The sequence below is a fragment of the Arenibacter lacus genome, assembly GCF_008711145.1.
Taxonomy (GTDB): domain Bacteria; phylum Bacteroidota; class Bacteroidia; order Flavobacteriales; family Flavobacteriaceae; genus Arenibacter; species Arenibacter amylolyticus.
Genome location: NZ_VVIN01000071.1, coordinates 1 through 14527, shown reverse-complemented (window position 1 = coordinate 14527; position 14527 = coordinate 1). Strand labels below are relative to the sequence as shown.

The following is a 14527-nucleotide window of genomic DNA, read 5'->3' as shown; positions in this document are numbered from 1 at the left end:
ATAAACAGAAAGGCCTCAGGGCATTTGGGACTACAGGTGCACGTGGGACCCCCAATGAAGGTGGCCTACCGTAATATTCAACTAAAAGAACTTTAAGCAGCCTAGACAAAGAAGCAATTGGTTGCACTTTGTTTAGAACACGCCAAAACTATAGCAAAACCCTAGATTCATTAAACTATACCGCCAACACCTATGAAAAAACACCACTATAAAACTACCGTTAACTGGACTGGAAATAAGGGCAATGGCACGCTATCGCCCAACTTTAATAGGGACCATACCATATCTTGCCAAGGAAAATACGCGGAAATTAGCGGCTCCTCGGACCCTGCTTTTTCCGGGGATCCAACACGGTACAATCCTGAAGACCTGTTTCTTTCTTCCATATCTGCATGCCATATGCTCTGCTATTTACACCTATGTTCCGTAAATAATATTGAGGTGATAACCTATACGGACCATGCCACTGGAATAATGGAGGAAACTACCAAAGGCAGTGGCAAGTTCTTGGAAGTAATGTTACACCCTATGGTAAAGATCTCTAATCCAGACATGGTAGATAAAGCTAACGACCTACACCATGCTGCCCATGAAATGTGTTTTATTGCCAATTCTTGCAACTTTAAAATTGAACATAGTCCCAACACCACTACAACCTAGAGGTACAGGGTTAATAAACCAATACCCCTAAAGAGGCCACCTCTATACAACGGGAGGGGTTAGCTGTGGAATATAACCCCTGTACTTTTTCTACTCGACTTCCTTTTCGATGGGGCATGGGATTTCTTTTGATATTCATGAGTCCTGGGTACTTTTACTCACTTAAATAAGGGACTCGCTTCCAACTTCTTATCGCATTATAATAGAATATTGACCTTTTACAGTTTTAGCCAAAAAATCTAGTAAAAACACTGTAATATGAACATATTTTTAGATAGATTTATAAGGCAATGCAATGATTTACAGTCGTTGCCGGCAAAAAAACAAGACCTTTAAATAGACCTCTCATTTTTATTATCCAATCACTAGGGAGGTTGGTTTCAGACCTAGGTTCGATAACCCCACTATCGAATTCGGCCCATTGTATAACATAAATTATCCAAGCACTACCCACCCACTATTCCTATTTACCATGAGAGAAAAATTTGTTTTGATCTTAGTCCTACTATCCTCCCTTTCGGTATGCTCCCAGCAACCAAAATTTAAAAAGCTGTTCAACGGAAGAAACCTCAACGGATGGAATGTCCCCGCAGATAATATTTGGTGGTCTGTTAAAAACGGAGTACTTATCGGGAAAAGCGACCCACATCTAAAGGGTTCTATACTATGGACCAACAGGGAGTTTAGGGATTTTGAGTTGGTAACCGACTTTCGTTTTGGAGAGGGAACCATAGATTCGGGAATCTTTATCCGAAACGACAAACAGCAGATCCAACTAGGAATCTCTGCCTCATTAAAGCGCGACATGACGGCCTCGCCCTATATCGCTGGACTGGGATATCCGGTAGAAGCGCAACCTATAAAGGACATCCTAAAACCCCAGGATTGGAATACCATAAAAGTGATTGCTATAGGCGGCTATTATGAAGTTTGGCTCAACAACATCCATGTAATGACCTACGTGTCCAAAAGTTTTATCCCTCAGGGGCCCATTGGGCTACAAGTACACCCCAACAATGAAATGACCATCAAATTTAGAAACATCAAGGTAGCGCAGCTCCACCAAGATACCCCCCACTAAACGGACAATAAAATGAAAGAGAGAAAACAACAACTCAGCAGACTTCCCTTAGCAATAGGCGCAACACTCTTAATTTTAGGCTTGTTTTCCTGCAAACAAATAAACAGGGACACCGCCCAGCTTCATCCTAGCGAAAAAAACAAGGAACCGAGAATACAATTGTTGAGGGATGACGCCCAAAAGCAGGTTTCGGTTTTAATAGATGGCCAATTATTTACAGCCTATCGCTATCCCAGCAACATAAAAAAACCGGTCCTCTATCCCCTTGTAACCCCAGAAGGAAGCACCATTACCCGAAAGTTCCCTTTAGAACCATCGGCGGGGGAACGCGCAGACCATCCGCACCACGTAGGAGTATGGTTTAATTACGGGGATGTAAATGGTTTGGATTTTTGGAACAATTCAGATTCCATAAAAGTGGAAAGAAGGAATGAATATGGCACTATAGTTCATAAAAACTTCTTAGAAATCCAGGGAGGGGACAGTACGGGCTTGTTAAAAGTAGCCATGGATTGGATTGCTCCCAGTGGGGAGGTATTGCTTACGGAAAACACCACCTTCCTTTTTAAGGGCGAAGGGGATGTATACTCCATAGATCGCATTACCCAGCTCAGTGCACCCAACGGGCCTGTACTTTTTAAGGATAATAAGGAAGGCGTCTTGGGTATAAGGGTGGCTAGAGCCTTAGAACATCCATCGGACAAACCCATCGTCTTTACGGATGCCAACGGACTCCCCACAGCGGTGCCAGTCCTTAACAACGACGGGGTAAACGGGAACTATATTAACAGTGAAGGAGTGGAAGGAAACGACTGTTGGGGAAAAAGAGCAGACTGGGTCAATTTAACCTCTAGTATAGGCAAAGAAAACATTTCCTTGGTGATCCTAGACCATAAAAACAACCCAGGCTATCCCACCTATTGGCATGCAAGGGGCTATGGTTTATTTGCCTCAAACCCATTGGGGCAAGAGGTGTTTAGCAAGGGAGAGGAAACATTAAACTTTCGCTTAGAGCAAGGGGAGGCCGTCACCTTTAAACACAGCATCATTGTAGCAAGCAAACATTTAGGAAAAACGGAATTGGATCATAGATTCTCTCAGTTTAACAACGAATAATTATCCCTCGTATTAGTAAAACAGCAACCTTAAAAATATAATAGCATGGGCAACAGAAGAAACTTTATTAAAAAGACCACTTTGGCAAGTACAGGAATCGCCATAGGAGCAACCGCATTTTCCGCCAAGTCCTACGGAAATATCCTAGGCTCCAATGACCGCATAATGTTGGCCTCCATTGGCGTTAGGGGACGTGGGAAAGGCTTAATGGAGAATTTTGCACAGATGTACGGTGAGGGAGTTCGGATAAAAACAATTTGTGATGTAGATTCTTCTTTTTTGGAAGAACGGGTGGCATTGGCTGCAAGTCTTCAAGACAATAATCGGCCCGGGACGGCAACCGATTTAAGGGAAGTATATGACGACAAGGAAATAGATGCCGTTATCATCGCCACCCCCAATCACTGGCATGCCCTCTCCACCATTTGGGCCTGCCAAACCGGAAAACATGTATATGTGGAAAAACCCAGTTCTCACAACGTATGGGAAGGAAGAAAAATGGTGGAGGCCGCCCGAAAATACAATCGCGTGGTACAGGTGGGCTTTCAAAACCGAAGCATTTCCAATGTAATGCAGGCCATGGAATTTCTCCACAATGGTGGCATTGGGGAGGTATACATGGCCAGGGGAACCTGTTTTAAACCCCGGGATTCGTTTGGAATTTCAGCAGACACTGCGCCCCCGGCTAGCCTAAATTACGACCTTTGGTTGGGACCGGCCGCCTATAGACCCTACAACGAAAAAAGGGGACATTATAATTGGCACTGGCATTGGAATACGGGAAATGGGGATACCGGAAACCAAGGACCTCATCAATTTGATGTGGCACGCTGGGGATTGAATAAAAATGAACATCCTATAAAAGTGCAGTCTATGGGGGGAATTTATGGAATATCACCCGAAGAGTGTTCCCAAGAAACCCCCAATACCCAAACCTCGGTATTTGAATACGCCGATGGAAAAATATTAGAGTTTGAAACTCGAGGGAGGTATACCAACCACGAGGCCAACTTAGGGATTAAAATTGGCAATGTGTTTTATGGCACCAATGGATGGCTAGAGGTAAATGGAGATACTTGGAATGCCTATAAAGGCAGGGACACAGAGCCTTTCGCCGGGTCCAATATGGGTGCTGGTGCTGCTATTGGTGGAGACACCTCCTTTTTAACCGCCCCGGACAGCAAAGGGCATTTTGGGAATTTTATTGACGGACTCCGATCCGGAAATCCAAAGGATTTAAATTGTGATATCGAAATTGGCCACACCTCTACAGTACTTCCGTTAATAGCGAATATTGCCTATCGCGTAGGGGAAACTTTAAGATTTGATGGAAAAACAGAGAAATTCATTGGCAACAAAGAGGCAGATGCTATGTTGACCAGGGAATATAGGGAACCGTATGTGGTGCCTACTAGGGTATAAAGCTACTATTGGTGGTTGTATTTCATCAACAATTAAAAAGGCTATAAAGTAAAAAAGGCATTCCCCCACTTTTCACCTTATAGCCTTTTAACCATATAACTCTAAAAAAATTATACGGGCATTTATCCAACCTTAAAAATTTAAGGTCGCTCCCAACAGGAAATTAATACCTGCCTGAGGATAGTAACCTGCACCTTCTACCGTGGTTATGGTTCCCGGGCTAGAGAAATCGTCATCATAGGTATAAAAATACCCATTAGACTCGTACAGACTATCAAAAATATTGTTCACCAAACCAGAAAGCACAATATTCTTGATAAACGAATTGGTTTCTATAGTATACTGCACATTAAGGTCTGTCTGGGAATAAGCATCCAACACAGAGCTCTTAGCATCTATATTCCCCATATATTGCTTTCCTACATACTTAGAAAGTAGGCTAAGTTGCCACTGGGTGCTAGGCATATAGGTTAATACATTTCCTGCAACAATACTGGGTGAAAATGAAATATGGGTGTCTCCCAGCTTTTCCAGTTCTCCATCGCGTTGAAAAACAAAGTTTTTGTTTTTGTTATCGCTCAGGGCCACATTGGGACGTAAGATAAACTTATCGCCCAAGGTTAATATGGCATCTATTTCCAAGCCCAACCTATAGCTATCCCCAACATTGGCACGCATGGCACCACCTACATCATTTAATTCCCCGGTAAGGACCAACTGATCCTTGTATTTCATATAATACAGATTAGTATTCAAACGAATACCCGGTGCGGTATGGCGCCATCCCAATTCAAAGTCGTCCAATTTCTCGGGCTTAGGGTTACCGCTTTTATAGTCATTTCTATTGGGTTCCCTATTGGCCCTGGCATAGGAGAGGTAGAAATTATGGTGATCATTCAGGTTATAGGTAACCCCTGCCTTCGGATTAAAGAAAGTAAAGGTATCATCTACCAATCCTGTTTCTTCTCCATTGGCGGTATAGATAATATTTCTTAATTGAAGATCGCCATACACGCTCCACTTGTTATCTAACTTATAATTTGCCTTGGCGTATACATTCATATCGTCTTTGGTAGAAGTATCGTCATAATATCGGTCCTCGTAATCCCTATTGTTGGAATAACGGGCCCATATAATTTCCCCAAAATGATCTCCTGTATAATTGTTCCATCCCCCTCCTAGGATTACATCTACCTTATGGTCCCTATAATTGGCAGAAAAGGTAGTACCATAAAAGTCGTTATCTAGCCATCTCCTTCGGATCAGGTCCGTGGAATTCACGGTTTCCCCGTCCTTAGTGAAGGGGGTTATCCCGTAAGTAGCAAAACTATCGTCTTGCCTATATTGCTCAAAATACCCCTGCCCTTTGGTATAGTGCAGTGCGATATTAGTGCTCCAATAATCGGACAACTTCTGATTCCAATGTAACTGAAAGTGATTTTGCTTATAGTCGTCCACCTCGTTGTCATAAAATTGGATATTTCCCTTCTCATCGGTATACATCCCGGCGGTATTGAAGGTCCTGTTGTTCTCTAACTGCTCCTTATCCACTCCGTTCCATGCCTGATAAGTAGTTTGATGTCCTCCAAACAATAAGGCTTTGATTAGGGTACGATCATCCAGATAGGCTCCCTGTAAAAAATAGGAATCCAGCTCGGAGGAAGCCCTGTCAATATACCCATCGGAAGTAATTCTAGATAAGCGACCAGAAATCTCTATATGATCATTGAGCAGTCCGGTACTGAACTTAAGATTATTTTTTAAGGTATTAAAGCTCCCAACCGAGGAGTTGATCTCTCCAAATGCTTTATCTGAAACAGCGTCGGTAAGAATATTTAAACTAGCTCCAAAGGCTCCAGATCCATTGGTAGAAGTCCCTACCCCCCTTTGCAACTGTAAGCTCTGGGTAGAGGAGGAGAAATCGGGCATATTCACCCAAAAGGTACCGTGGGATTCGGAATCGTTGTACGGTATTCCGTTCACTGTAACGTTCACTCTGGTTCCATCGCTCCCTCTTACCCGTATTCCGGTATAGCCAATCCCGGCCCCGGCATCCGTGGTAGTTACTACGCCAGGCAGAAAATTCATTAGGATAGGGATATCCTGCCCCAAATTTCTGGATTTCATTTGTTTTTTTGTAAGGTTGGTAAAGGTAACGGGCGACTCTTGGGTTACGCGAACTGCGGACACCAATACTTCATCCAAGGCAATTTTACTGCCTTCCAAAGAGTCTTTAGGTGTTTCTTGGCCATTGGCCAGGAGTACGGCACCAAACATGGCCGCCGTTTTGAACATAGTTTTCATTCGCAATACATTTGTTACGAATAAAAGGGGCTATTATTCTTGTTAAAAATTGTTTTTTTGTTTTCCCTACCTATCATCGGTCTTGGAAAAAACGTTGGAAATTCCCGAACGCGATTTTCGCATCCCTTGGCAGCATTACCCGCCCAGGTTCCTTGGGTATAATCTCAGCCTACTACAGTAAGCACCCCTTTGAGATGGCCGCGAAATTACTGCTACAAAAATCAAAATCAAAATAATAGGCAACATTTAATAATTAACCTTTTTTTTTAAACAAAAAAGAGGGCAAAGCCGTAATTTAGATATGTTGTTACAACAATATCCACCAATGAATAAAAGCAAAAACAAGTTTACCTTTAAGATCATCTTCAGTTATTTTATACTGGGTATTGTAGCCTTGGTAGTTGGATACTTTATTGCGTCTGAAATTAAGGTATACGTCTCCACAGAAATTGAAGTGGAAAACAATACCAAATTACTAAAAACCGGATCCCTATTAACCGAGCTGTACCAAGCGGAAAGTCTTTCCAAATTAGCCATACAAAAAGGATCTCAAAACAGTTTTACGGCCTACGCACAGAAGGTAGATTCCATTGTTGCTTCCCTAGATTCTTTGAAATTGCTAACAGAGAATGACCATCAGAAAAAAATGTTGGACAGCGTTCAGGGCTTGCTAAAAAAGAAGGTATTTAACAGCAAGGAATTATTATTACTCAAAAAAAACAGCGAAGACCATAGTTCTATTGACAATGCCTTATTGGAGTTTAGTAAAATTGAGCAATCCATGGGGAAGATTCCTCCAGAGAGTTTTAATCCCAACTACGAAGACTTACCGGAGAAATCCCGTGAAATATTCAAAAGCTATGTTCAATACCTCAATGACAATGTTCCCAAGGATCAAGACACCCGTGCCACGGCAATTGAGATGGATTCCATTATCACCGCCGCCAAACTGCTGTTGGAGCAAACCAAGCAGCAGAATATAATTACCATTCGCAACCTAGCAAAAAAGGAAATGGAGCTCAGCAGGGCCGATTTGGAAATATCCCAGCAGCTACGGAGTATTATTTCTGCTTTTGAGCAAGAGGTGCTGGCCCGTTCCTATACAGACAATTTAAAAAAACAGGAAGCCTTAGGGCGAAGTATTCGGCTTGCGGGTATAGCAGCTGTCCTAGGGTTTGCCATTGTGGCCTTATTTACCTTTCTCATCACCAAGGACTACTGGAAAGTTCAGTTATTTAGGCAACAGTTGGAGAAGGAAAAGAAATTCTCAGAATCCCTTTTAAAAAGCAGGGAGCAATTAATAGCTACCGTTAGTCACGATCTACGCACCCCGCTCAATACCATAACAGGTTATTCTGAACTTATGGAAACAACGGGACTTACCGGCTTACAGGTTTCCTATCTTAGAAATGTAAAGTCGGCCTCCCATTATGTAGATCGCTTAGTAAATGACCTTTTGGATTTCTCCAAGCTGGAAGCGGGGAAAATAAAAATTGAAAACTCCCCATTTATCTTGGCCAACCTAATTAGTGAAACCGCTGAAAATTTGAAGGAACTGAATTCTGGTAAGCAGATAGACCTGCAATTGGATTTGGACGAGCGATTAAAAGCCCCGGTGCTGGGCGACGCTTTTAGGGTTAGGCAGGTATTAACCAATTTAATTGGGAATGCCTATAAATTTACGGAGGAGGGCTTTATCAAAATTACCGCTAAGGTCCTTAAGCAAACAGAAGACACCTACCATACCCAAATTAAGATTATAGATACGGGGATAGGAATTCGAGAGGAGAAACAGGAACAGATATTTAAAGAGTTTACACAGGCAGAAGACCATACCGATAAAAAATACGGCGGCTATGGTCTGGGGCTTACCATTTCCAAAAAAATCACGAAGTTGTTGGAGGGGACCATTCGCTTAAAAAGCCTTGAAGGCAAAGGCAGTACCTTTACACTGGAGATTCCTTTTAAGGTAGCCAAAGCCCCCTTACAACCAGACCAAAATATAAATATTGATCCACAGGCCGATCTGGCTTTGCTTATTGTGGACGATGACCCCGCCATGCTAAAGTTATTAAAGGAGGTCTGCCACCACCTTAAGCTAAGCGCCCATACCTATAGTGATTTTTACGAGATCGATAAAGAGGCCCAGTTGGCTTATGATTTGGTGTTGACAGATATAGAAATGCCCAATATCAACGGATTTGAGGTGTTGGAACAACTAAAAAAGGGAGATTACAGGCATTTTAGAGGTCAACCCATAGTAGCGATGACGGGGAGAAAAGACTTAAAAAGACAAGATTATCTTCATTACGGCTTTGCCGATAGTATGCAAAAGCCTTTTGCCAAGGAGCGGTTTATAAGCATGCTTGGCGGACTCTTCCCTGAAATGGTTACTACGGACCAACCAGTGGCCCCCAAGGAAAAGATAGCCTCAGGTTCTAGTTTATTTAGCTTAGAGGTTATCTCCTCCTTTCTAGGGGATGATGAAGATGGTGTTGCCGAGGTTTTAAATACATTTTTAAAAGACACTGCTGCCAGTCTGGAGAAGCTAAAAGCGGCAATGACGAAGGCCGAAATCGCCCAAATAAATTCAATAACCCACAAGATGCTCCCCATGTTTAGGCAGCTGAAAGCCAAGGAGATTATTCCTATTTTGGAGCAATTGGAAACCCTAAAGCCCCACGAATTAAATGCCAAGGAATTAAAACAAACCTACAGCAGTCTAAATAATAAAATTACGGTACTCTCCTTGGCGATAAAAGCCTATTTGGCTAAAGATCCAAGTTATAGTGGTTAATTTTATTGTACAGGGTCTTTCTAGTGATTTGGAGTAGTTTTGCCGCTTGCGACTTATTAAAGTTGGTTTGTTTTAGCGCCCTGATAATTTGCTCTTTTTCATAGTCTGCCTTGGAGAAATTTTCATCGGACAACTTCTCTTCCTTGGCTTTATACACTTCCTTAGGCAGGGCTTCTTTTTCCACCAATTCCCCTGTTGTTAACAGTACCGCTCTTTTAATTACGTTTTGCAACTCCCTAAGGTTACCAGGCCAATGATACTTCTTAAAAACACCAACTACTTCCTCTGAAAATCCCAGTATGTTTTTATCGAGTGATTTATTGGCTTTCTGAAGAAAATAATTAGCAAATAGCATCAGGTCCTCATACCGATCTTCCAATGAGGGTATCTCTATTGAAAACTCATTTATTCTATGGAAAAGATCTTCCCTAAAACTACCCTGTTCCACCGCTTCGGTAAGGTCTTCGTTGGTGGCGGTAACTATCCTCACATCTACCTTTATCTCCTTGGTGCTCCCAACCCGCTTTATCTTTCTTTCCTGAAGTGCCCGTAAAAGTTGAATTTGATTCCCGTAGGAGAGGTTACCAATTTCATCCAAAAATAGGGTGCCCTTATGGGCCGCTTCAAAATGACCAACCTTGTCTTCCACGGCGCCGGTAAAACTCCCCTTAACATGACCAAAGAATTCACTGGTGGCAATTTCCTTAGGAATGGCCCCGCAATCCACTGCCACAAAATTAAAATCTTTACGCTTGCTATGATCGTGGATCGCCTTGGCGGTGACTTCCTTCCCGGTACCACTTTCCCCCGTTATTAAAACAGACATATCCGTGGGGGCTACCAATTTGATATACTCCTTAAGTTTTCTGGAGGCTTCGCTCACCCCAGTAATTACCTCCCCTTCCGTCTCCCTAGTTTCTACGGGCTTGGGCGAATTGTTATCCTTCGATTTTTTTTCGGGTTCTGCCAAGGCCGCTTCACTTAGGGCACTTTTTATCTGCATTAAGATATCCTCTGGAGTAAATGGCTTGGAAATATAATCATAGGCCCCCTTCTTCATGGCTTCTACCGCAGACCCTACCTCTGCGTATCCGGTCATAACAATCACCTGAACAGAAGGCTTTACCTCCTTAAAATACGTCAGTAATTGCATGCCGTCGTAATTGGGGAGCCGCAGGTCTGTCAACACAAGATCGAAAAAGGAATCCTTAAATTTTATCTTGGCATCTTCACCCGTAAAGCTAACCTCCACCTCATAACCATTGCGGATTAGAAACTTTTGCAGCATCTGGCAAAAGGCAGCATCATCTTCTATAATAAGTATCTTGGACATAGTGGTTCTCTTACTTTTCGGATAGGAATAGTAAAAATACCACAAGTAAGCGAGTTGCTATTAAAAATTATCATAAAAATAGTAAGGGGACGCTAAAAGCATCCCCTTTCCTACCAAACCAAACTTGATACAAACAAATCACTCAAGTTAGCCTTACAGGTCTATCCAATTTCCATCTTTATCCGCGAAAAAAGTTGCAGCGGTCCCATCTTCCAAAGCAAGTTCCAATTTATATTGTTCCTTTTTGCTTACATAGGCTTTCTCAATAGTAGCCGTTGGGTAGTTGGTAGCTACGGCATTACTTATCGCTTCTGGTAGTTCGCTGGTCTCAATGGCAGAGAAATCGTCCTGAACTATGGATACCTTAACGGTAACCTCTTCAGTTGCTTCACCCTCTTGGGCAAATGCAGTTAAACTTCCTAATGATAATGCGGCAACAAATAATATCTTTTTCATAATGTTTTTATTTTATTGTATTAGTTACATATAGCATACCTATAGAAAATATAATACCAAGATGTATTTAAGCCACCAATAAAGATACATAAGGCTGACTTACAACCTATTATGAAGCTACCATGAATTTTGAGCCCTGGGTAATTCTGGGTAGGAATAAGAATAACTGTGTAATAGTTATACACTTTAGGTAGTTAGCCCTAGGATTCTAGCTAAACACTTTGCGCTACTGTACAACTAGACATAAATAATTTAGTTACCTCCTTCCATCTCCAGATAACTACATCGGCTAACAGTTGGCCAATTTTTTCTCCTTATATAATCTCCTGGATAAAGGAGATCTAGGTTTTCCGATTGCAATTTACCCGCCAGCGGCTATATCAAAAAAAGGGGACGCTTGATGCGTCCCCTTTCATACCAAACCAAACTTGATACAAACAAATAACTCAAGTTATTTCTACTGCTCTATCCAATTGCCATCTTTATCGGCATATAGCGTTTCTTCCGAACCGTCTTCCAGTACCACTTCCAACTTATATTGTTCTTCTTTATTCACAAAAGCCTTTTCAATAGTGGCCGCAGGATAATCTGTAGCTACTGCATTGCTTACCGCTTCCGGTAATTCGCTAATTTCAATGGCGGTATAATCGTCCTGAACTACTGCTACCTCGGCAGCAGCCTCTTGAGCTACTTCTCCCTCTTGGGCAAAAGCAGTTAAACTTCCTAATGATAATGCGAAAACAAATAATATCTTTTTCATAATGTTCTATTTTAATGTGTTCGTTAAACGTATAATACCTATTGAAAATATGATACCAAGATGCGCTTCTATTTAAAAATTAACGCAAATACCTTATCTTCAGCTAGTTACACAATAAAGCCTGAATTTAGATAGTGGGTAATTCTGGGTAGTTTAATGGCCAACTGTATATTATTTATACACTTATAAGTGTAGTAGACATAGAACATTTACCCACTTTATCCTTATATGAAAGCTGTTGTAAATAACTTTGACTTACTTGAAAAATAAAAAAAGGGGATGCGTGCTGCGTCCCCTTTTTTACCGAGATAAACTCGATCCAATCAACTAACTCAAATAAATTCTATAGTTCTATCCAGTTGCCATCTTTATCGGCATATAAGGTACCTTCTGTACCGTCTTCTAGGGCCACTTCTAATTTATACTGTTCTTCCTTATTCACATAGGCCTTTTCAATAGTGGCCGAAGGATAATTTGCAGTAACGGCATTGCTTACCGCCTCCGGTAGTTCGCTGGTTTCAACAGCAGAAAAATCGTCCTGTACTACTGCTACCTCAACGGCAGCCTCTTGTGTTATTTCCCCTTCTTGGGCGAATGCGGTTAAACTTCCTAATGATAATGCGAATACAATTAATATCTTTTTCATAATGTTCTATTTTAATTTATTAGTTAAACGTATAATACCTATTGAAAATATGATACCACATCGGAAAAACAACCACTAAAAAGCCAGCAACCCACTCACTACAAAGGGTTTACGCATTTCCTCTTAGGATTATACAAATGGGTAATTATGGGTAATAGTAGTAGGTACTGTGTAAAACCTATACATTAAATAGGGATGGAAGTTAATTATCCCACGAATCTTCAATTGCCTTTACAATAGAACCATCATCATTTATATACACGGTATGTATGGTATCTGCCTCAAAGATTAGATATAGTTTATACATCCCAGCATCATTTTGGAAGGCGTGAAGAAGGGTATAGGTGTTAAATTTCTCAACTAACACTCCAATAATATGTGCGGGAAGCTCGTAAGCTGCTATGGGTTTAAAATTATTTTCCATATCCGACAATTCTTTAATCGGGAGGAAAATCAATCAGGTAGACCTATTAATTTACTTGAAATTTAAAGATAATATCCCACTTTATCTGTTTAAATAATCTTAAAGGTGATTTATTAAACACAACATCGCACCTGCCCCGTAAGAGTTTACCCCACTTCCGGTATTCCCGCTACCCAATAGAATACCCGAGAAGTGGAACCCGTTTTAAGGCTAACGGCAAAGAGGAAGAATCATTTATGGGGTAGGGAAAAAGAAAAGGCCGCAATTATTTATTGCGACCTTAACCAATCTAACCAACTCTACTTCTAGATTTATCTACTTACAAGGCAATCCAGCTGCCATCTGCATGTATATGTAACTCTTCAGTTTCCCCATCGGCGAGGGCAACCTCCAACTTATATTCGTTTACATCATTGATATAAGCTTTTTCCACTACGGCGCCAGGATAGTCTTTTTCCAAAGCTGAGGTTACGGCGTCTGGGAGTGCATCTTTTTCTATTTCAGAAAAATCCTGGGCGTGTATTAGTTCCATGATTCCATCATGAAAAATAGGCGGATTTGCGAATGTGGGACTTAAAGATCCAACGGCCAACGCAGAGGCGAATACTAAATTTTTTATTTCTGATGTCATACTGTTATGTCTTTAGGGTAAATAATCTCTTTGTTCCCAATGTATTATAGGAAAACCGTGCCAACAGCCCCCACCACCCCAAAATCACCCCAAATCACTTAAAATCAGCCTTTTAAACACCTACACCTCTTTTATAGGAGTGTTTAATAGTGTATACAAACAAAAAAAGTGTGTAAGATTTACACACTTTTTACGCCATATAATTTTATAACCTATAACTACTTATTTCACTTGGTGCGAAGGCTTTAACAGATCGTTTACCGTCTTTACAGGATTAAAGGTCGTTAAGGGCACTTCAACAAAAATGGTATTCCAAAAAGCCATGGCCCCATTCCACAATCCGGGCAATTCCAAGGCCTTAAGACTTTTACCTTCCTTGGTTTTTTCCGTGATAAAGCCTTGTTTATCATCTACATATTTTTGTAGATCATATTTCTCTCCTCTATAATTTCGGACCCCACATACCAGATCTACCGGATTAAAATGAGTAGCATTCCCCATAATCTGTAACTGTTCCGGATTTTTGGTATCTACCTGTGCAGATTCAATAATTTGCAAGGATATATGCCCTTGGGCATCCTTCACCCAAAAAGGTCCGCCTCCAGGTTCTCCTTCATTTTTCACCATGCCGCAGATGCGCAGCGGCCTATTAATCTTTTCTTTAAGGCGCTCTATTTGCTCCCCAGTACTATAGGCCTGAAATTCCTTTTGGAAATGCACATTGAGTTCCTCCTCCATAAATTTCTTTATGGTTTCCAATTGCTCCGCACTAAGCTGCTCCTCATCCAATAAACGGGCGTATTCAAATACTTTCTTCTGAAGTTCCAATAGCAATCCGGCAAGAATTTTCTTGTGATTCACCATCACTTCAAAATCCCTAGGAACTACTACATTATC

The 14527-nt window shown here is 41.4% G+C and carries 13 protein-coding genes; 5 read left to right on the top strand and 8 right to left on the bottom strand.

Annotated elements, in window-relative coordinates; translation table 11 throughout:
* The first annotated feature begins 192 nt into the window (after nt 1-192).
* The 4 genes from F1E73_RS14990 to F1E73_RS14975 all read left to right on the top strand — a co-directional run bounded on the left by F1E73_RS14990 (nt 193) and on the right by F1E73_RS14975 (nt 4279).
* The gene (locus F1E73_RS14990; protein ID WP_086475830.1) at nt 193-660 is read left to right on the top strand and encodes an OsmC family protein; all 468 of its coding nucleotides are present in this window, start codon (nt 193-195) and stop codon (nt 658-660) included.
* A gap of 472 nt (nt 661-1132) precedes the next feature.
* A complete protein-coding gene (locus F1E73_RS14985; RefSeq protein WP_150452379.1) occupies nt 1133-1741 on the top strand; it encodes a 3-keto-disaccharide hydrolase in 609 nt (202 codons plus the stop codon).
* Nucleotides 1742-1753: 12 nt separating this feature from the next.
* Nucleotides 1754-2857 (top strand): DUF6807 domain-containing protein, encoded by a 1104-nt coding sequence (locus F1E73_RS14980; protein ID WP_150452378.1) that lies wholly within the window; start codon nt 1754-1756, stop codon nt 2855-2857.
* 45 nt (nt 2858-2902) lie between these two features.
* Nucleotides 2903-4279: a Gfo/Idh/MocA family protein gene (locus tag F1E73_RS14975; protein WP_150452377.1), complete on the top strand. Its 1377-nt coding sequence runs from the start codon at nt 2903-2905 to the stop codon at nt 4277-4279.
* A gap of 132 nt (nt 4280-4411) precedes the next feature.
* Here F1E73_RS14975 and F1E73_RS14970 read toward each other — a convergent pair whose 3' ends face one another.
* The gene (locus tag F1E73_RS14970) at nt 4412-6583 is read right to left on the bottom strand and encodes a TonB-dependent receptor (protein ID WP_150452376.1); all 2172 of its coding nucleotides are present in this window, start codon (nt 6581-6583) and stop codon (nt 4412-4414) included.
* 325 nt (nt 6584-6908) lie between these two features.
* Between F1E73_RS14970 and F1E73_RS14965 the strand changes: the two genes are divergently transcribed.
* Nucleotides 6909-9380, top strand: coding sequence for a hybrid sensor histidine kinase/response regulator (locus tag F1E73_RS14965; RefSeq protein ID WP_191089030.1), 2472 nt, complete (start codon nt 6909-6911; stop codon nt 9378-9380).
* Here F1E73_RS14965 and F1E73_RS14960 read toward each other — a convergent pair.
* The 7 genes from F1E73_RS14960 to F1E73_RS14930 all read right to left on the bottom strand — a co-directional run.
* A complete protein-coding gene (locus F1E73_RS14960; RefSeq protein ID WP_150452374.1) occupies nt 9355-10713 on the bottom strand; it encodes a sigma-54-dependent transcriptional regulator in 1359 nt (452 codons plus the stop codon). The two genes, F1E73_RS14965 and F1E73_RS14960, sit on opposite strands and share 26 nt — an antisense overlap.
* A gap of 153 nt (nt 10714-10866) precedes the next feature.
* Complete coding sequence (locus tag F1E73_RS14955; protein WP_150452373.1) at nt 10867-11169, bottom strand: hypothetical protein; 303 nt, start codon at nt 11167-11169, stop codon at nt 10867-10869.
* A 457-nt stretch (nt 11170-11626) separates the two neighbouring features.
* Entirely contained in the window at nt 11627-11929 is a 303-nt protein-coding gene (locus F1E73_RS14950) for a hypothetical protein (protein WP_150452372.1), read from the bottom strand.
* A gap of 343 nt (nt 11930-12272) precedes the next feature.
* The gene (locus tag F1E73_RS14945) at nt 12273-12575 is read right to left on the bottom strand and encodes a hypothetical protein (RefSeq protein WP_150452371.1); all 303 of its coding nucleotides are present in this window, start codon (nt 12573-12575) and stop codon (nt 12273-12275) included.
* Nucleotides 12576-12777: 202 nt separating this feature from the next.
* Entirely contained in the window at nt 12778-12999 is a 222-nt protein-coding gene (locus F1E73_RS14940; protein ID WP_150452370.1) for a hypothetical protein, read from the bottom strand.
* 319 nt (nt 13000-13318) lie between these two features.
* Nucleotides 13319-13630: a hypothetical protein gene (locus tag F1E73_RS14935; protein WP_223883458.1), complete on the bottom strand. Its 312-nt coding sequence runs from the start codon at nt 13628-13630 to the stop codon at nt 13319-13321.
* A 222-nt stretch (nt 13631-13852) separates the two neighbouring features.
* On the bottom strand, nt 13853-14527 hold a 675-nt coding region (locus F1E73_RS14930), incomplete at its 5' end, for a DUF4301 family protein (protein ID WP_150452369.1).